The organism is Mycobacterium sp. MMS18-G62 (assembly GCF_053877835.1).
Genome location: NZ_CM132662.1, coordinates 3,505,230 through 3,523,980, shown reverse-complemented (window position 1 = coordinate 3,523,980; position 18,751 = coordinate 3,505,230). Strand labels below are relative to the sequence as shown.

The 18,751-nt window shown below is 63.7% G+C and carries 19 protein-coding genes; 9 read left to right on the top strand and 10 right to left on the bottom strand.

What is annotated here, in order from left to right; translation table 11 throughout:
- Positions 1-42: 42 nt before the first annotated feature.
- Together ACWW36_RS17560 and purU are read right to left on the bottom strand one after the other, a co-directional pair.
- Positions 43-495 (bottom strand): MaoC family dehydratase, encoded by a 453-nt coding sequence (locus ACWW36_RS17560; RefSeq protein ID WP_456137267.1) that lies wholly within the window; start codon positions 493-495, stop codon positions 43-45.
- Between the two features lie 20 nt (positions 496-515).
- Positions 516-1,385, bottom strand: a complete 870-nt coding sequence (gene purU, locus ACWW36_RS17555) for a formyltetrahydrofolate deformylase (RefSeq protein WP_456142530.1) — start codon at positions 1,383-1,385, stop codon at positions 516-518.
- A gap of 568 nt (positions 1,386-1,953) precedes the next feature.
- On the opposite strand from purU, the gene ACWW36_RS17550 reads away from it, so the two are divergent.
- The gene (locus ACWW36_RS17550) at positions 1,954-2,706 is read left to right on the top strand and encodes a hypothetical protein (RefSeq protein ID WP_456137266.1); all 753 of its coding nucleotides are present in this window, start codon (positions 1,954-1,956) and stop codon (positions 2,704-2,706) included.
- A gap of 180 nt (positions 2,707-2,886) precedes the next feature.
- On the opposite strand, the gene ACWW36_RS17545 is transcribed toward ACWW36_RS17550, so the two are convergent.
- Positions 2,887-3,786 (bottom strand): hypothetical protein, encoded by a 900-nt coding sequence (locus ACWW36_RS17545; protein ID WP_456137265.1) that lies wholly within the window; start codon positions 3,784-3,786, stop codon positions 2,887-2,889.
- A 502-nt stretch (positions 3,787-4,288) separates the two neighbouring features.
- Between ACWW36_RS17545 and ACWW36_RS17540 the strand changes: the two genes are divergently transcribed.
- Together ACWW36_RS17540 and ACWW36_RS17535 are read left to right on the top strand one after the other, a co-directional pair.
- Positions 4,289-4,945 carry a TetR family transcriptional regulator gene (locus tag ACWW36_RS17540; RefSeq protein ID WP_456137264.1) on the top strand — a complete coding sequence of 219 codons (657 nt, stop codon included), beginning with the start codon at positions 4,289-4,291 and terminating at the stop codon, positions 4,943-4,945.
- Positions 4,946-5,020: 75 nt separating this feature from the next.
- Positions 5,021-5,695 (top strand): ScbR family autoregulator-binding transcription factor, encoded by a 675-nt coding sequence (locus ACWW36_RS17535; protein WP_456137263.1) that lies wholly within the window; start codon positions 5,021-5,023, stop codon positions 5,693-5,695.
- Here the strand turns inward: ACWW36_RS17535 and ACWW36_RS17530 are convergent.
- Entirely contained in the window at positions 5,675-6,037 is a 363-nt protein-coding gene (locus tag ACWW36_RS17530) for a PAS domain-containing protein (RefSeq protein WP_456142529.1), read from the bottom strand. The genes ACWW36_RS17535 and ACWW36_RS17530 overlap by 21 nt on opposite strands.
- Positions 6,038-6,195: 158 nt before the next feature.
- Here ACWW36_RS17530 and ACWW36_RS17525 point away from each other — a divergent pair, with 158 nt between their 5' ends.
- Both ACWW36_RS17525 and ACWW36_RS17520 read left to right on the top strand, forming a co-directional pair.
- Positions 6,196-7,428, top strand: coding sequence for an acyl-CoA dehydrogenase family protein (locus ACWW36_RS17525; RefSeq protein ID WP_456137262.1), 1,233 nt, complete (start codon positions 6,196-6,198; stop codon positions 7,426-7,428).
- Positions 7,429-8,529 carry an acyl-CoA dehydrogenase family protein gene (locus ACWW36_RS17520; protein WP_456137261.1) on the top strand — a complete coding sequence of 367 codons (1,101 nt, stop codon included), beginning with the start codon at positions 7,429-7,431 and terminating at the stop codon, positions 8,527-8,529.
- A 149-nt stretch (positions 8,530-8,678) separates the two neighbouring features.
- Here the strand turns inward: ACWW36_RS17520 and ACWW36_RS17515 are convergent, their stop codons facing one another.
- On the bottom strand, positions 8,679-9,143 hold the full coding sequence (locus ACWW36_RS17515) for a YbaK/EbsC family protein (RefSeq protein WP_456137260.1): 465 nt from the start codon (positions 9,141-9,143) through the stop codon (positions 8,679-8,681).
- A 17-nt stretch (positions 9,144-9,160) separates the two neighbouring features.
- Here ACWW36_RS17515 and ACWW36_RS17510 point away from each other — a divergent pair, with 17 nt between their 5' ends.
- Together ACWW36_RS17510 and ACWW36_RS17505 are read left to right on the top strand one after the other, a co-directional pair.
- A complete protein-coding gene (locus ACWW36_RS17510; RefSeq protein ID WP_456137259.1) occupies positions 9,161-10,057 on the top strand; it encodes a DMT family transporter in 897 nt (298 codons plus the stop codon).
- 44 nt (positions 10,058-10,101) lie between these two features.
- The gene (locus ACWW36_RS17505) at positions 10,102-10,692 is read left to right on the top strand and encodes a class I SAM-dependent methyltransferase (protein WP_456142528.1); all 591 of its coding nucleotides are present in this window, start codon (positions 10,102-10,104) and stop codon (positions 10,690-10,692) included.
- Here the strand turns inward: ACWW36_RS17505 and ACWW36_RS17500 are convergent, their stop codons facing one another.
- Together ACWW36_RS17500 and ACWW36_RS17495 are read right to left on the bottom strand one after the other, a co-directional pair.
- A complete protein-coding gene (locus tag ACWW36_RS17500) occupies positions 10,693-11,733 on the bottom strand; it encodes an extracellular solute-binding protein (protein WP_456137258.1) in 1,041 nt (346 codons plus the stop codon).
- Between the two features lie 307 nt (positions 11,734-12,040).
- Positions 12,041-13,033 (bottom strand): diguanylate cyclase domain-containing protein, encoded by a 993-nt coding sequence (locus ACWW36_RS17495; protein ID WP_456137257.1) that lies wholly within the window; start codon positions 13,031-13,033, stop codon positions 12,041-12,043.
- A 321-nt stretch (positions 13,034-13,354) separates the two neighbouring features.
- On the opposite strand from ACWW36_RS17495, the gene ACWW36_RS17490 reads away from it, so the two are divergent.
- Together ACWW36_RS17490 and ACWW36_RS17485 are read left to right on the top strand one after the other, a co-directional pair.
- Positions 13,355-14,029 carry a CDP-alcohol phosphatidyltransferase family protein gene (locus ACWW36_RS17490; protein ID WP_456137256.1) on the top strand — a complete coding sequence of 225 codons (675 nt, stop codon included), beginning with the start codon at positions 13,355-13,357 and terminating at the stop codon, positions 14,027-14,029.
- Entirely contained in the window at positions 14,026-14,655 is a 630-nt protein-coding gene (locus ACWW36_RS17485; RefSeq protein WP_456137255.1) for a lysophospholipid acyltransferase family protein, read from the top strand. The genes ACWW36_RS17490 and ACWW36_RS17485 overlap by 4 nt, the downstream gene beginning before the upstream one ends.
- 6 nt (positions 14,656-14,661) lie before the next feature.
- Here ACWW36_RS17485 and ACWW36_RS17480 read toward each other — a convergent pair whose 3' ends face one another.
- The 3 genes from ACWW36_RS17480 to ACWW36_RS17470 are packed head-to-tail and all read right to left on the bottom strand — an operon-like array spanning position 14,662 to position 18,715.
- Positions 14,662-17,031 (bottom strand): FHA domain-containing protein, encoded by a 2,370-nt coding sequence (locus ACWW36_RS17480; RefSeq protein WP_456137254.1) that lies wholly within the window; start codon positions 17,029-17,031, stop codon positions 14,662-14,664.
- A gap of 22 nt (positions 17,032-17,053) precedes the next feature.
- Positions 17,054-17,647 (bottom strand): hypothetical protein, encoded by a 594-nt coding sequence (locus ACWW36_RS17475; RefSeq protein ID WP_456137253.1) that lies wholly within the window; start codon positions 17,645-17,647, stop codon positions 17,054-17,056.
- A gap of 48 nt (positions 17,648-17,695) precedes the next feature.
- A complete protein-coding gene (locus tag ACWW36_RS17470; protein ID WP_456137252.1) occupies positions 17,696-18,715 on the bottom strand; it encodes a phosphatidate cytidylyltransferase in 1,020 nt (339 codons plus the stop codon).
- Positions 18,716-18,751 lie beyond the last annotated feature (36 nt).

Sequence of the window (18,751 nt, the reverse complement as noted above, 5' to 3'; positions counted from 1 at the left end):
CGATGAAATGGCGCACTTTGCGTCTGCTCGCGCAGAGAAGTCTCAGCCGATGAAGCGGACGATCGACTCCGCCACGGCGGCGGGCTTGTCCGAACCCTCGATCTCGACCGTGACCGTCACGGCCGCCTGTACCGCGCCGTCAAGCTGATCGACCTTGGCGATCTCGGCGCGTGCCCGGATCTTGGCGCCCACCCGCACCGGGGTGATGAACCGGACTTTGTTGTAGCCGTAGTTGATCGCCATCGCGATGTTGTCGACGGTGTAGAGCTGGTGCGTGAAGTGCGGCAGTAGCGACAGCGTCAACAGGCCGTGCGCGATCGTTCCACCGAACGGCCCGTTGGCCGCGCGTTCCTGATCGACGTGAATCCACTGATGGTCGTCGGTGGCGTCGGCGAACAGGTTGACGCGGTCCTGCGTGACCTCTAACCAGTCGGTGGGGCCGAGCTGGCTGCCTTGCGCTGCGACGAACTCATCCAGCCCGTTGAACTTCTTCACCACGTCTCTCCTTAACCGCCCTAGAACACGATCGTCTGGTTCCCGAATCGGATGATGCGGTCCTCACAGTGCCACAGCACCGCTCGGGAGAGAACAAGGCGTTCGACGTCGGCGCCCAGCCGCGCGAGGTCGTCCACGCTGTGGCGGTGATCGACGCGCACGACATCCTGTTCGATGATCGGCCCCTCGTCGAGATCCTCGGTCACGTAGTGGGCCGTCGCACCGACAAGCTTCACACCGCGCTCCTTGGCCCGCCGGTACGGCGCCGCGCCGATGAAGGCGGGCAGGAACGAGTGATGGATGTTGATCAACGGACACCCCAGCTCTGCCAGAAATCGCGGGGTGAGGATCTGCATATAGCGGGCGAGCACCACCAGGTCGACGTTTCCTCGCAGCAAGTCGAGCTGGCGCTGTTCTGCTTCGGCCCTGATGTCCTTGGTCGCCGGCACATGAAGGAACGGCACGCTGAACGCGCGGACCTGATCTGCGAGGTCAGGATGGTTTGAGATCACCATGACCACCGACATGTCCAGCTCACCGCGTCGATTGCGCCACAAAAGATCGAGCAGGCAGTGGTCCTCCTTGGAGGCCATGATCGCGACGCGCTTGGGTTTGGAGGCCTCGGTCAGCCGAAAGTCCATATCGAACTGGGAGGCCACCCGAGCGGAGAAATCGCGCTCGAGGTCGTCGCGGGCCGCGGTCAGCCCCGGTAGGTGGAAGATGGTGCGCTGCATGAAGGTGCCGCCGGACTGCTCCGTCGAGTGCTGATCCAACGAGACGATGTTTGCGCCCGCGGCCGCGAGAAAACCGCTGACTGCGGCGACCAGTCCGGGTCGGTCCGCGCAACGCAGCAACAGCCGGCCAATATCTTTGGTTCGCAATCCCCGCATTCCCGCCCCGGGAAATTCCTCCTCCACCCGCTTCAGGGTGTCACTCGCTGGTCATGCCGGGCGGCAAATCGCTACTTGTGACGTGACCCGGGCAGATGCCCGCCTGCATCGCACATGAGCGCCAAAACCACCCCGTCGGACACCTCGGGCGGGCAATCCGACTTAACCACGCGGCCATCCACACCGGTGAGCCCACGGTGTCAAGGTCGACGCCCAACCGAATTATGGAAACTCATCGAAGCGATAGCGAAACAAAGCCCAAAATCTGTACACCGGCGCCAGGCAATTTGCGACAGTAGCGCCAAGTTCGCCGATCAGATAAAATAGCGGCGTTAACCAGTAATTACTCGCGCTCACACGGTTGCCGTAACGCATTTGGAGAAGTCATACCCAATGCATCATTCGTGCGCCAATAACTGTTTTCGAGACAAGATCGCGCTGCTAGCTAGAAACTGAGTGACCTGTGACGAGATACTGATCGTTGCGTATTCGCATACCGGCCGGATGCGGATACCCGGCAGTCGCCGTGACAGATCGGTTCGCCGGCTGCCCGAAAGATGGGACACCCATGACCGCTCCTCACCTGGACGCCACAATCTCCTCCGATCTCCGCCTTGCTGGAAACGCCAGCTTCTGGGAACCGGAGGCCGAATGCACGGTTGTGATGTCACAGCCCTTGGTCAACCGCGATCTGTGGCATGAGTTTCTGCGCGGCGCCGATCGCAGTTACCGCAGGCACGGCGTGGAACGTGTGCTCGATATCGCCGCCATCCGAGACGGCGAGGATACGAGCCTTTTCTGGGCGATCGTCGACACCTCCGGGCGAGTCGTGGGCGGCCTTCGGGCCAAGGGGCCACTGAACTGTGCAGATGAATCGCATGCCGTCATCGAATGGGCCGGGCAACCGGGCCTGTTGCGGGTACGCAGGATGATCACCGACCGATTGCCTTTCGGAGTCATCGAAATGAAATCGGCGTGGGTCGCCGATGACGTCGAGCGCAAACACTCGCTGACCAATATCCTCGCCCGTCTGCCACTCCATTCCACGGCAGTCTTGGGCACGCAATTCGCGGTGGCCACGGCGGCATCGCATGTGATCGCACGTTGGGTCGCCTCGGGCGGTGTGGTGGCGTCGCGGATCCCTGCGACTGCGTATCCGGATGACCGTTACCGCACAAAGGTCATGTGGTGGGACCGCCACACGTACGCGAATTCCGCTGAGCCAAAGCAGGCTTCAAAGACCGTTGTGGAGATCATGGCGTTGAACCAGCAATTGGATGAACTTTACGAAGTTGCCACACCGCAAGCGAGCCCCGTGTGAGTTCCGTGCCATCGATGGTGATGACCGCTGTTCTTGTATGCCCACGACGACGATCTCCGTGAGGCTTCCCCTGAAGATCGACAAGGGGTTCGTGCGCGGATTGGGTTCCAACCCCGGCGATCTCGCGGGTGTTGTGATGGAAGCGCTACTGCCCAGAGGCGGGTCCCCGTCGAGTTTTCCTCAGCGCCACGTCTGTAGCTGAGCCCGGCCGTCATGCAGGTTGGTGTGCAGCGCGCGGGTCACGGGCCGGCAAGTCGAGGCACCGTGCGCAAGTGGTTCAGGGGTGAGCAACTCGAGGCGGCCGAACCGGCTGCCCGTCCGGCCGACCAGGCATACCCGCAGCGGACCCTCGCCCACCGCCAGCTGCTGGCGCGCTGGCGCTTCGTTCTGCAGGCCGTCGGAAACGACCTGGACCCCGTGCCGGGCTCGAATTGCCAGTGGCCCCTCAGGTGTGATGAACACTGCGCCGACCACATCGCCCTCCTCGAACACGATGCGCTCGAGCGAGCAGTTCTGGTGCGACTCGATCCACCGATCACGGGCCTGCGCGACCAGCCAATCGAATACCGAGCCCCCGACGTCATCGGGGTCCGGCGTCATGCAACCGATTTCGGCGACTTCGATCGTGTCACCCTCCTGGGTGCAAAACGGGGTCGACTGCCACTCAGAGGCGCGGGTGTACAGATACCCGGACGGCGAGGCAAGGCACCGTGCGGTCCAATCCCGCAGCCGGGCACCAACAAACGGAGGGATGGCGCGACGAGGGTCGACCGGTGTCAGATCGTCCACCGCCCTGATCGGAACCTCGACATCGGACATGGATCGTCTCAGCGGACCGAGATCCGACGACAACGCCGCGAAGTACTCGTTGGTCTCCGCATCCTGCACGTCGATATCGAGCCACGGGATCAAGCGGTCTACCCGCGAGCGCACCGCGATTCGACTCGAGATGAAGTCGTCGTCGCCGTGCGGGCTCGCGACGAACACCTCGCCATCCATGTCGACCGCAGAGATGGCGCTGGCGAGACCGGCAAGGCCGGAGCCGGTACAGACCACATCGACTTCGTCGTCCCAATTCACTCGTTAACTACCCTGATATTGCTGTTGACGGCAGTGCCGACGCCGACCGGAGCGATGACGAGCACGTCTCCGTTGCCACAGCCCGCGCTGGGTTTCGAAGGGGTTTGCCAGTGCGAGCTATGGCAACGGCCTGAAAATACCATTCGCAATTAGTTGACGATTGCATACCCGGTCGGAACGCGGCATAGCTGACCCCATAAAAAGGAAATGCGGCCCATCCAGCCCGCACCGAACCGGAAGTCATCATATCGACGAGTTTACATACTATTTCGCTGTTACGCTCCGTGGCAGATGACTTAAGGTATTTCTCGCCGCTTTGCTCCTAGCGGTCCCTCATTCCATCGAGGACGGGAGTTGAGATGTTTGCCGCTCGCCGATCGGGTGCCCGTAGTTTGCGCCTGCCATCCGCGGCCGACGGGTGAAAGAATCGGTAATTGATTAATTTCGGGATTCCGCGTTTATCCGCCGGCAGGCGCTACTGTCCAGACTTCGAGGCCGTGCTGTGACCGAACACCTCGACAGACGAGCGGACGCCACGCGGCTACAGATTCTTCGCGCGGCGTCGCGTCAGTTCGCGCGCAAGTCGTACAACTTGGTCAGCCTCGACGACATCCTGGCCGATGCGGACGTCACCAAGGGCGCGATGTACTTCCATTTTCGGTCGAAGCACGCTCTGGCGTCGGCAATCATCGAGTACCGCGCCGAGCTGGGGCGTGCGGCAGTCGACGAACTGCTGGCCCACAAGCTCTCCGGCCTCGAGACCCTGATCGACATCTCGTTCCTCATCGCGATCGATGACATCGGCGACGAGTCGGCCCGTGCGGGCCTGAATCTGCTGGAATCCATTGGACGAACCGACAGCCTGCGAACGGACGTCCTCGAGCGATGGGTTGCGATGTTCACCGAGATCACCCGCAAGGCCGTCGAAGAGGGTGACATCGTCGAGGAGCCCGAGTCCGTCGCCAAACTGCTGGTGTCGATGTATCTGGGCCTGCGACAGACAACAAACCCCGCCGAGCCCGAGCGGTTTCTGCGCGACCTCCAGAAGGTATGGGCGATGGTCTTGCCCGGAATCACCAAACCGGACCGGATCGCCTATGTGACACAGTTCATCAAGCGACGCACTGCGATTGCGATCAAGAAGTCACGACCCCTTTGACTAAATCAATTATGATCCCGGTCCAGGCCGTCACCACCCGGTAGGCCCGACGGAACTTCCGGAGGTAATCGGACGATGGTGCGCCAGGCCCGATCCGAGGCCACCCGCAGAAAGATCATCACGTCTGCGGTCGAGCTGTTCAACGAGATCGGTTACCCTGCTGCCGGATTGGGCGACATCATCGAGCGCGCCGAGATGACCAAGGGTGCGCTTTACTACCACTTCGATTCGAAGGAAGCACTCGCAACCGCGATCATCGAAGAAGGCAGCGCCAATTTGTGGAACGCCTTCCAGGGCATCGCCCAATCACCCGCACCGACGCTCGAAAGCATCATTCATGGCGTATTCGTCGTCGCCGACCTGCTCAGTACCGACAAGGTCGCCCGCAGCGGAACACACCTCTTGCGGGCGTTTGGTGAATTCAACGATGCCGCCGCCCGCACCTACGCCGGCTGGGTGGCCGAGATGACGGCGTGCACAGCACAGGCCATCGCCGAGGGCGACCTTCGCGCTGATCTCGATCCACACGCCGTCGGTGAAACGATCGTCGCGTCGATGTTGGGGGCTGAACTGTTGTCGAACGCGACAGCCTCTGGAGCCGACGTCCTCGAACGGGTCGCTCGCACGTGGACGGTCCTGCTGCCGGCCATCGTCCGTGCCGAATCGTTGCCCTACTTCCGTGAATTCTTGGCGCGCGAGTCACTGCGACACTCGACCCTGCCGCCGGCATCAGACTTCGTCGACCCATAACTGTTCGGTCAGATCCAGGAATGTCGCCAGGGCCACCGGATCATCGCCTCGCAACAAAGCGGACTTGCTCATCCTGGCGCGGACGATCGAACTGTCCTCGTGTACCAACTCCACGATCAGGTCGGCGTGCGCCCGCACAGCGGACACCGCGGACTCGTCGGTGGGCATGGTGTGGAAGATCTCCCCGAACTGGAGCGCCTTGACCGCCTCTGGTGTGCGGCCGACCATTTCGGCGAACGCAGTGTTGGCGAACAGGATCGTGCCGTCTTCGGCGATGGCCAGCACGGGGACGGGAAGGCGTTCTAGCACCACGAGTGCGGGCAGGTCTGCGAGCAGGTCCATTGGGGATTTTCCGTCTTGGCCGTCCCGTCGCCGCTCCACGCTCCCGATTATGCCGCTGCGCGGCGGGGCGTCATCCGGCAGCTGAGACCTGCCGCCGCCCACTTAACTAACTAGGTTTACTCTGTCTGCAGCGTGCTCCGCAGACGGAGGGATTAGCGATGGACCTGGCGTGGTCGCCGGCAGACTTGGCGTTTCGCGATGAGGTGCGGGCGTTTTTCGAAGCGAAGCTGACACCGGAGCTGCGGCAGGCCGGCCGCCTGATGACGAGCGTCTATGCCGACCACGACGCGAGCGTCGAGTGGCAGCGGATACTGCACGAACGCGGATGGGCGGCGCCGGCGTGGCCGGTGCAGTACGGCGGCTGCGATTGGAGCCTGACACAGCACTACATCTTCAGCCGCGAGTCGCAGCTGGCCGGTGCCCCGTCGTTGTCACCGATGGGAATCCGGATGGTCGCCCACGCGATCATCGCGTTCGGCACGGAGGCCCAGAAGGCGTACTTCCTGCCACGGATCCTCACCGGCGAGGTGTTCTTCTGCCAGGGCTACTCCGAACCCGAAGCAGGCTCGGATCTGGCGGCGCTGTCGATGGCGGCGGTCGACGATGGCGACGACCTGGTGTGCACCGGAAGCAAGATCTGGACAACGCACGCCCGCGAGGCGAACTGGATGTTCGGCCTCGTGCGCACGTCACGCACCCAGAAGAAGCAACAGGGCATCACGTTCGTGCTGATCGACATGACAACACCCGGCATCCAGATCCGGCCGCTGGTAATGACGTCCGGTGAGGAAATCCAGAACCAGGTCTTCTTCGACGAGGTGCGGGTGCCGAAGTCGAACGTGCTCGGCGAGATCGACGACGGCTGGACCGTCGCGAAATACCTCCTGGAATTCGAGCGCGGCGGAGGCGCGGCATCACCGGCACTGCAGGTGATGGCCGAAGAGATCGCAGCGGCGGCAGCAGACCAGCCGGCACCCGGCGGCGGTCGACTGCTTGACGATCCGGCGTTTGCACGCAAGCTCGCCGACGCCCGTATCCGCACGGAGGTGCTGGAGATTCTCGAATACCGCGTCCTTGCCACCGTCGCCGAGGGCGGTCATCCGGGCGCGGCGTCGTCAATGCTCAAGGTGTTGGCCACCGAATTGAGCCAAGCGCTAACGGAATTGGCGATGGAAGCGGCAGGCCCACGTGGACGGGTGTATCAACCGCACGCGACACGCCCCGGTGGCCCGGTGTCGGAGTTCGAACCGCCCGCGGACGGGTATGTCAGCGGCGAGCCGTGGCAGGCCGTCGCACCGTTGCGCTATTTCAACGATCGAGCCGGCTCAATCTATGCCGGCAGCAACGAGATTCAGCGGAACATTCTCGCGAAGGCGGCATTGGGGCTGTAGATGGATTTCAATCTGAGCAAGGAACAGGAACTGCTGCGCGACGGGCTGAACAAGTTTCTGTCGACACGCTACGACCTGGAGAAGAGCCGCGCCGCTGCAAAGACGGGGGCTGGTTGGCAACCCGATATCTGGCGAGGGTTCGCCGAGGAACTCGGGATCTTGGGCGCTGCACTGCCCGAAGAAGTGGGCGGAATTGGCGGCGGCGCAACCGAAGTGATGATAATCGCGGAAGCGCTGGGGCATGCACTGGTGATCGAACCGTATGTGGATACCGTCGTCGTGGCTGGCGGCCTGCTGCGGCGAGCCGGCGAAACGGCATTGCTGTCGAAGATCACCGAGGGAACAGCGGTTGTGACATTGGCAGCGGCTGAAGCCGACTCGGGCGAGCACTGGCACGACGTGTCGACCGTGGCCGAACGCGACGGTGAAAGCTGGGTGTTGCGCGGGTCGAAGATCGTGGTCATGAATGCGCCGCTGGCAACGCATCTTCTGGTCACAGCGCGTACGAGTGGCGGGCTCTCACTGTTTCTGGTCGACGCCGACTGGTCGGCGATCGAGGCGCACCACTACAGGACCGTCGACGACCGCCGCGCCGGCGACCTTGTATTCGATGGTGTGCGTGGCGTGCTGCTCGGCGAGGAGGGGCAGGCGTGGCCGTCTCTGGCCGAAGCGCGCGACGAAGGTGCCGTGGCGGTTTGTTCGGAGGCGGTGGGCGCGATGCGAAAAGTGTTGGCGGACACGGTCGAATATTGCAAACAGCGTCAGCAATTCGGCCAGCCGATCGGCAGCTTCCAGGTTTTGCAGCATCGGATGGTCGACATGTACATGGAGGTCGAGCAGGCGGTAGCGGCGGTGTACCTGGCGGTGCTCAACCTCGATGCCGCCCCGGACGTGCGCGCCAGGGCGGTATCCGCCGCGAAGGCGACGGTCGGTCGCGCCGCGCGGTTCGTCGGCCAGCAGGCGGTGCAGCTGCACGGCGGGATGGGCATGACCGAGGAACTGGCGATCGGCCATTACTTCAAGCGGCTCACCGCTCTTCAGTACGAGTTCGGGTCGACGGATTTCCACGTTGCGCGCTACGCGTCGCTGACCCGGACCTAGCGCAGCGCGCAGAAGGACTCATGGACGGCGGGTCGGCCCCTGGATTTCGCGAGATTGCACTTATTGCGCACTCCACTCGCACTTTCTCGCAACAACTGCAATCTCGCGACCGCGGATCGTCCGATGCGGAGTCCTGACGAATCTCGGCGCTAGCGAACCGCCATCGCCACACCGTCGGTGACGACAAGCAGTTCCTCGTAGGTCAGCGGCATTACCGAATCCGGTGTGCCGGCCGCGGTCCAGACGAGCGGATACTGCGCGAGCGTCTCGTCGACGACCGTGCGCAACCGGCTCGGGTGACCGGTTGGCGCGACTCCGCCGATCACTTGACCGGTGGCGTCGCGGACGAAACGCGGGCTTGCCTTGCTGATCGCCGCGGCGCCGAGCACACGGGACAGGACATCGGTGTCCACGCGATGCGCACCGCTGGACATCACCAGTAACGGCTCGCCATCGCAGTCGAACACCAGACTGTTGGCGATCGCGCCGACCTCGCAGCCGAGTTGTTCGGCGGCGGCGACCGCGGTCTTGGCGTCGGCATCGAGGATCTTGAGCTTCGGCTCGATGCCGGCAGCAGCGACCGCGTCCGCCACACGGGAATTTCGGTTGTCCACGTTTGTAGGGTATGGATGTGAGCTCACGTGGATGGATCCTGTTCCTCGCGATGAGCATCATCTGGGGTATCCCCTACCTCATGATCAAGGTCGCGGTCGAGGGTGTGTCGGTGCCGGTGCTGGTCCTCGCGCGGACCGCGGTCGGCGCGGCAGTGCTGTTGCCGCTCGCGTTCTCCCGCCAGACGTTAACGATCGTCCGTAACCATTGGAGGGCGCTACTGGGCTTTGCGTTCTTCGAGATCATCGCCGCCTGGTGGCTGCTCTCGGACGCCGAGCGCCACCTGACCAGTTCCATGACCGGTCTGCTGATCGCGGCGGCGCCCATCGTCGCCGCGCTCCTTGACCGCCTAACCGGCGGCGAGCGGCTGGGTATCAAACGGATCCTTGGCCTGGCCGTAGGAATCTCCGGCGTGGCCGTGCTCGCAGGCCCGAACATCGGCGGAAGCACATGGCCGATCGTCGAAGTGCTTCTGGTGGCGATCTGTTACGCGATCGCGCCACTGATCGCCGCGCGGTATCTCGCCGATGTGCCGACACTGCCGATGACTGCGGTGTGCCTTGGCTTCGGGGCGCTCGTGTATTCGGCGCCTGCGGCCGCGACGTGGCCCAACGAAATGCCTTCCACCCGTGTGCTTTTGGCGCTGGGCGGGTTAGCCGTGATCTGCACTGCGTTGGCGTTCATCGTGTTCTTCGCGCTCATCCGTGAAATCGGTGCCGCACGCGCGCTCGTGTTCACCTACATCAACCCGGCAGTGGCGTTGACGGCCGGGGTGATCGTGCTGAACGAACCGTTGACGGCCTGGAACGTCGCCGCTTTGGTTCTCATCCTGGCCGGCTGCGTCCTTGCGACCCGTCTACCTACGGAACAGGCTCCCGATATCGCCTCGGAGCCGACGACGGTGGCGCCGCGCTGATGTCGAATCCTCTCCGTGAGCGCCGGCCGACCAGCCACGAACGCATGACGGGATTGCCATGGGATGCGTCGTACCGCGACGGTCGCGCGCCATGGGACATCGACGGGCCGCAGCCGGCAGTCGTGAGTTTGGCGTCGAAGGGCGGATTCACCGGTGCGGTGCTCGATGCGGGCTGCGGAGCCGGAGAGAACGCTTTGCACCTCGCCTCCCTGGGATTGTCGGTGCTCGGCGTTGACGTGGCTGAGACGGCGCTCGCCATCGCCCGAGAGAAGGCCGCCGACCGTGGGATCGACGTCGACTTCGACACGGCTGACGCATTTGAGCTGAAGCGTCTCGGACGCACATTCGACTCGGTGCTGGATTGCGGCCTGTTCCACACGTTCGACGGCGACGAACGACCGGAATACGTAGCGAGTCTGGCGTCGGTGACCGAGCGCGATGCAACCCTGTACGCGTTGTGTTTCAGTGACAACGGTCCCGATACCGGTCCGCACCCCGTCAGCGAGGAAGAGCTGAGGTCGGCGTTCAACCCGCGCAGTGGATGGAACATCGTCGCGATCGAATCGGAGAAGGTTCACACGCGTTACCACGACAACGGTGCACCGGCGTGGTTGGCGACTATGAAACGTGCTTGATTACTGCGTCGCCTGATCGAAGACGCGTGTGATCGTGCCGTTCTTGCGGTCGAAGAACCGGAGGTCGACTTGTTTCCAGCCCCCTAGGTCGCCGATGGTCCACAGGGCTGGCGGCGTTGGGAAGTCGGCGGCGAATTCCGCTGCCACCTCGGGCTGGACGGGCCGAAAGCCGGCTCTTGCCCACAGTCGCTGCGCCTCGGCCGTATAGAGGAAGTTCACCAATCGCGTTGCGACATCCGGGTGCGCGCTGCCGCTCACCGCCGCGACGAGATAGTCGGTCCTCAGCGTCTGGGGCGGCGTGACGTGCTCGACCGGTTTGCCTTGCCGTTCGAGATTGATGGCATTGGCCTCAGGGGTAATCAACACATCGCCACTGCCGCTGTTGAAGGCGTCGGTGGCCTCGCGGAGGGTTGTCGGGCCGAGCTTGACGTGTTCGAGCACCAAGCTGCGGACGTAGTCCATGCCTGCTTGCGGATCCTTGTTGCCGGCACTCATCGCGGCGTATCCGGCGAGCAAGGCCCATTTTCCGGAGCCGACCCGCGTTGGATTGGGACAGATCACCTCGATGCCCGGCTGGAGCAGATCATGCCAGTCGTGAATCCCTCGCGGATTGCCTTGGCGGACAACCAAAGTGATGACTGAACCGAAGGGGTTGCCCCTATCGGGGCCGGCATTCCAGTCAGGAGCGACCTTGTGGGCGGTCACCAGCTGGGTGACGCTCGGCTCGTCGGCGAAGTTGACCACGTCAGCCGGTTGGCCGTCCAACACCACCTTCGCCTGATCGCCAGACGCACCAAAGGAGGCCGCAACGGTGAACCCGGCGCCCTCCGGGGTCGCGGCGAACGCCGGGAGGACGCTGCTCCAACCGGGCTCGGTGGCGTTGAACGCCAACAAGTTCAACGTGTTCGCGGGTTGACCATCGCTGCGTCCCGCTTCGGCGGCTACGCCGCAGGCAGCAACTGTCGCGACAGTTGCGAAGATTGCGCTGATAGTCGCAGCGCGAAACCTATTGCCCCCGTTGTTCCCGCTCAATCTGCCCATAGATGAATCCATCTCTGAGACAAGCAATTTGCATGGCTGTCAAATAGTAACGTACCTTTCGGAATGTTGGCGTATGTTGGGGCCGAAGTGTCGTCGGGATTCAAATTTTGGCCGCGCCACCACCGGCCGTGAAAAAATAGCGAACCGTCTAGTCTCGCATTTGCGCGCTCCGACCAGGGAAATACTCCCAGGTCAGAAGGTATAGCGAAGATAGCTAAGTTACGGTATTGTCAATTTTGCCTCTTCAAGGAGGCCCAGGTCCCGGCCGTTACCCCCCGACGGCCGGGACCGCTCATTTGTAGGTCGATTACGCGTTCGCGCCGCCGCCGAAGTCATCACGGAGAAGTCGCCGCCGGTTCTGATACAGCGCTGCATCGGCTTGTGCATACAGTTCCGCGACGCTGGCGTTCAGCGGGTTCTGCGTGGCGGTGCCCACGCTGACCCTGGGCGTATTCGACTGAATGCTGCGGAGGAACTCTTCGACCACCTCGGGTCTTTCCCCGGCGATGCAGGCGGCGAACTCGTCGCCTCCTAACCGGGCCAAGACAGCGCCGCGAGGAACGGCTTGTCCCCAATGGTGTGCGTACTCCGTGATTCGACGGTCCCCGGCTTGATGCCCGTATGTGTCGTTGAGGTTCTTGAGGCCGTCGATGTCGAGGGCGACAACAGTGACGGGTTCCGCGGCCCCCCGGGACCGGGCAAGCAGATCGGCCGTCGCAATCTCCCAGCCCGCCCGATTGAGCAGGCCAGTCAAGGGGTCCGTGCATGCCGCGGTCAACATCGCACGCATTAGGAGCCCGAACGACTCAGCGGCTCCGACGATCGCCACGACGATGATGAGAAAGGTAATGAACCGCAAGTACGGCAACGGCGCGACGGCGACGGCGATAACGCAAGCAGCGATGAGACAGGCGATCATCACCCATGCTTGGCGGGGTGGGTGGAATGCCCGCAGGTACATCGCCAGGAACATCGGGCCGATCAAGCAGACGTACTCAGCGATCATCGTCACGTGAAACGCCATCACGATGGGGGTGGCCACAATCGCAATCACAGTGGCCAACATGACGCGATCCGGCTTCACGGCTAGGTACGCCAGCGCCAACGTGCCGAGAACGATGGCGATGATCCCTCCGGTCGGGTTGCCATAGGCGATGTCGGTGCGCACCGGAAACAGCGTGAATACAACCCCGTAGAGATAGAGAAACGTGGTAGCGCCCAGAAAGATCCGTAACAACCGGACTCGCTGCCTACCGGGAAGAAGATTGTTCGCACCGGCGAGCGAGCTGAGGCGATACATGACGGGAACCTGTCTGCGCCTGAATCGGTCGTCAACCGGAGGGTCGACGACCACATTATCGGGGCTACCCCACGAACTGGCGCCATTTCCCCTCGACAGGTAACCGATGACGCGAGGGCCACCAGATTTGCCGATCTACGCAGCGGCGAGCGTGTGAACGACCTGCAATGTGCCTCGAGCTGGGGTTTCTGTGCTATCGCGGGTGTGGTCAGGTGCCCGCATACCGCCCCACAAGAATCCCCCAAGAATCCCCCAAGGGCCGGATCGCAATCTTTTCGTGACCGGCCCGACAGGCCGAACTACGACGAAGGGAATGAGCACATGATCGGCCTGTATGCACTGAAGCCCTGGTACACCAGAAGGCTTACGCCGATTCTCAATGCCGCTGTGGCACGCAACGTGTCACCGGATGTTTTCACCGCCGCCGGCGTGGTGGCAGCAGGCGCGGCCGGCGTGACCGTCGCGCTGGGATGGTGGCCGCTGGCGGCACTGTTTCTCGCGCTGCGGCTGGCCGGCGCCAATCTTGACGGCGCGGTGGCCCGCGCCCGCGGAGTGAGCCGGCCGTGGGGATTCGTGGTCAACGAAATCGGCGACCGCACCTCCGATCTGCTGACTTTCGCCGGCCTGGCGGTTTTCGCCGCGCGCCAGCATGGCCCCGGTTTCCACTGGCTGTCCTGGCCGGTGATTCAGGTGCTGGCGGCCGCGCTCGCCGCGACGCTGCCCACGTTCGCATCCCTGGCCGCTGCCGCGGCCGGGGCGACACGGCGCAATGGCGGCCCGCTGGGCAAGACAGAGCGTTGCCTGTTCGTGGTGTTGGCCACGGCTTTTCCGGTGATCATGCCGGTCGTCTTGACGCAGCTGGTGAACGGTTCGATCCTCACCACTGTGCTGCGGCTGCGGGCCGCGCGCCGCGAGCTGGCGGAGAAGCGGGAGCAAGAGCTCGTCGACCCGATCGACCTCCCGACCCGCCCGATCTTGACGGCGGTGGCGGCATGAACGCGATCTCGTATGTGCTGCGGCACTGGATGTGGCGACTCGTCGCCAAGATCTCCGGCGGCCTCACTGTGACCGGGAAGTGGCGCACCGCCGGCGGCTGCATCGTCGTCGCCAACCACTCCTCTCATGCCGACACCGCGGTCCTGCTGGCCGCACTACCGCCCAAGGCCAAGCCAGTGTTCGGTGCGGCTGCCGACTACTGGTTCGACGTGCCCATCCGCCGGTTCATCGCCACCACAATTGCAGGCGTGCTGCCGGTGCGGCGGTCCGGTGGTGGATCGTTCGAGGCGCTGCTGGCTGCGGCCGGGCCGGCGCTCAAGGCCGGACGTACCGTGGTGCTCTATCCCGAGGGAACCCGCTCGACCGACGGGACCATCGGCGAATTCCGTTCCGGGGCAGTGCGATTGGCGCGTGAATGCGGCGTGCCGATCGTGCCGGTCGCGCTGACGGGCACCGCCGACGTGCTGCCGAAGGGCGGAAACTGGTCTCCGGCCCCCATGCAGGTCCGAATCGGCGAACCCATCGATCCGAGTATTGCCTCGACGGCGGAACTGCGGGCGCAGGTGCTGGCACTGCGGGAGGGCCTGCAGCCAGAAGTCGTCAACCGGTACGCGCTGGCTGCGTGAGCACCGCTATCGGATCGTGGTCTTGAGCCGAATCTTCCACCGCACGAAGGCGATATAGCAGACCGAGAGCACGCCGAGCATGACGATGTCGAACGTCCACGCCGACGCAGTGTGCTTCCAATGGGAATCGTGCGCGATCACCGCGACGGTATTCGTCAGGTCCGTTGTCGAGGCAGTGGCGGCCAACCCCCAGCGCGCGGGCAGGAGCCACGACACCGGGTCCAACGGCCGGTCCGTCACCGGAATGAAGCCGCCAGCGAGCACCAGCTGCGTCATGACCGTCACGACCATCAGCGGCAGGACCTGATTGCCGTTTTGCGCCAGCGCCGATACCAAAAGGCCGAGAATCGCTGCGGCCACACACGTTGCCGCGATATCGACGAACAGCTCTAACCTCGGGCTGCCCAGCAATACCGCTGAAAGTGGTGCACCCTTTCCGACCTTGGGCGCCGTGACGATCAGAACCAGGATTGCCGACTGAATAACGGCGGCCATTCCGAATACGGCGACCTTGGCAGCCAGATACGCCGACGCCGACAGCCCGGCCGCTTGCTCGCGGTGGAAGATGACGCGCTCGCCGACCAATTCTCGAATCGTCAGTGCGGTCCCCATGAAGATCGCACCTAGGTTCAGCAGGACCACGATCTGCTTTGGTTCGTTTGGCGAGGCGCTGTCCAACGCCGCCTTGCCGAATCCGGTGTGGCCGGCGACCGCGAGCGGCAGCAGGCCGAGAAGGAATGGCAGCAAGACCAAGAACACGAAGTAACCACGGTCGGCGCGAATCAGCCGCACTTGGCGCCGAGCGACCGTCGAGAATTGACGAAAGAGGCTGGCGCGCACGGGTTTACCCAAGGCCGCCGGTTGTTCGCGCGCGGCCGGGGCGGCAGGCTCGGGCGGGCGTTCGACGCGCTCGAGGTATCGCCTGTGGGCCGCGTCGGGATCGGCACCGATGTCGGTGAAGATGTCGGCCCAGTCGGTGGTGCCCATCGCCGGCCCGAGCTCACCGGGCGCTCCGCAGAATGCGGTCTTGCCACCGGGGGCCAGCAACAGCACCTGATCGCAGACGTCCAGGTATGCCAACGAATGCGTGACCACCACGATGGTGCGGCCGGCGTCGGCAAGCTGGCGAAGCATCTTCATCACCAGCTGGTCCAGGGCGGGGTCCAGCCCGGTGGTGGGCTCGTCGAGGACCAGCAGCGACGGACTGGTCAACAATTCCAACGCGATCGACGCACGCTTGCGCTGCCCACCCGACAAGTTGTCGATTCGTGTCTGCGCATGAGGCGTCATCTCGAGTTCCTCGAGCACCTGCCGGACGATCCACTGCCGTTCTTCCTTGGAGGTGTCCGTCGACATGCGCAACTCTGCGGCGTAACCCAACGCTTGGCTCAGCGTGAGCTGCCGATGCACGACATCGTCCTGCGGCACCATGCCGATCCGGTTGCGCAACGACGCGTACTCGGCGTGAATGTCGTGCCCGTCGAACGACACCGTTCCGCTTCCCGGCCGCGTTCCGTCCACGATCACGTTCAACAGGCTGGACTTGCCCGCGCCCGATGGTCCGATCACCGCCGTCAGCGTGGCTGGGGCGGCGGAGAACGAAACATGGTCCAGCAGCGTGTGATTGCCCTTGATCGTCAAGCTGACGTCGCGCACGTCGAGGCCGCCGGTGGTGGCTGCGGGTTCCGCGGTACGAACCAGCGTGCCGTCGGTGAAGACCATGTCGACATTGGCGATCGTGACGACGTCGTTCTCATGCAAGTACGCATCCTTGACACGCTGGCCATTGACGAACGTGCCATTGCTGCTGAGGTCTTGTATCTGCACGCCCTGCTCCGTCGGCACCAAGCGGGCGTGGTGGCGCGAGGCAAGCATGTCCCCGATGACGATGTCGTTGTCGAGTTCGCGGCCGATGGAGGTCGATCCCGGTGGTGCCGTTGCGGGTACACCCGGCCGCAAGACACGCAACACGGTAGTGATGATGTCGAATGCCTCGGTCTCGCCGTCGGTGTCGCGTGACTTCGGCGTCGTCGTCCGGTCATCGGGCGGGAAGTCCGCCGATTCGCCGTCATGGCCGAGTTCGAACGTCACCCGCGGACCGTTGGGATCGCCGACGTGAATGGCCTGTCCATCGCGTATGTCCACAGACGACACCCGTCCGCGATCGACGAACATTCCGTTCGTACTCGAGTTGTCGATCGCGACCCAGTGATGGTCGACGTAGCGCAACACCACATGAGCACGCGAGACGACGGGCTGCGGCAGTCGTATGTCGGCATGGACATCGCGGCCGATCACGACGTCACCGCCCGGCCCGAACGTGCGGTGCCAGCCACCGGCGTAAACGGTAATCGTGGGCGGCTGCGGCCGACTCATCTGGACAACCTATCGATCCGCGCTATGACCACGCCGCGATTACCGCCGAGAGTCCGGCCGTGAAGAGGATGCCCACAACGATCATGTACACCCCGTAGAGCCGTCGCAGCAAGGGGTGCAACACCTTTGACATAACCCAGACCGCCAGGCCGACCCCCGAGATTCGCAGTCCACGTTCCAGCAGCGTCCAGCCGGCCAGTTGCCACAGGTCGATGTGGTGCTCGCCGGCTGCGCGCGCGTACACCTTGACGGGGATACCCGACAATGCCTGATGCATGATGGCGCTCGGCCCGGCGGCGAACTGGTCGAAGGCCGTCGCCGCCATCCGCGGCGTAGTCAGGGGTGCCGGCAGTAATACGCCGCGGGATGCCAGCCATGCGTTGGTCAGCACACCGAGCACCGAGCCCCCGATCACGGCTGCAGCACATGGCATCACGCGGCGCGGAACGGCGGCGGCGAACAGGAGCAGCGCCATCTCCGCGACGATGAACCAACTCAGCGCCTCGGCGTAACCCCATAGGAACGCCAGCGGCAGGCCGTAAGGGCCGGCGATCACACCGGCGATCACCGACCAGACACGTGATCGGTGCTCCTGCTCCGTAATGTGGTCACTCACTGTCGATCACCGAGATGGTTTGCACTAGAACGAAACTCAGCGGGACAGTCATGCGAGCAGATACGCCAACGGGAGCACGAGCAATAGCGAGTCGATCCTGTCGAGCAGACCTCCGAAGCCCGGAAGCCACGTGCCCGCATCCTTGACTTGTGCCTGCCGCTTCACCATCGACTCGAGCAGATCGCCGAGCAGGCCGCCGAACGCGACCGCGATGAGCAGACCGATCGAGATCGTGCCTAACAAGGTGAGTACGAGAAACGCTCCGATGAACGCGCCGACCATTCCGCCCACCGTCTTGTTTGGACTCAAGGGGGACAAGGGTTTACGGGCCCATCGGAAGCGCCGCAACCCCTTTCCACCACACCAGGCGGCGACGTCGGCGGCCGAGGCCGCGAAGGCCACCAGGAAGGTATCGGGCCACAGCATCACCAGATGCGCCAAGGACCAACAGATCCACACCGAACCGAAAGCGGTGAAAGCGGTACGCCTGCCGCCATGTTCGACGTCCCCGCTGAGCACTGAGGGCAGAGAGCAAGCCAACACCACGATCGGTGCGAGTCCCAACAGCGATGGGCGCAGCCATGCCGCCAGTGGGTACAGGACGGCCAGTCCGAGTAACACGCCCGTGTCGACCTTGCTCAACTTCACCAAGCGGACGTACTCCATCACCGCGACCACGGCCAGCACCGCGGCCAAGAAGGCCGTGGGGCCCCGGCCTATCCAGACGGGTATCCCCACCACCGGCGCGATGAGCAGCCAGGTGATCCACTTTTCGATCAGCTCCCGCTTGCGCGATATCAGCACCGCGATACCGCCGATCACCAGAATCGCGAGCGTGATCCACATGAAGAACACGGCTCGGGCGTAGAGGTGAATGTGCAGTGGACCGAGGTCGATGTTCAGCGGCATCCGTCGATCGAAATGAACGATCCGCAGGTAGTAGTCGACGAGCATCAAGGTGGCTCGGCCTCCCGGCAGATTGCGTTTCAGGACACGATAGCCGTGCCGACACGTCTGGCACCCGAAAACGGATGTCGGGCACGCGTCCTCGGAAAACTCGGCCGTCATGTTGTGTTTGCCCATGAGCGTGGTGGCTGACAGGCT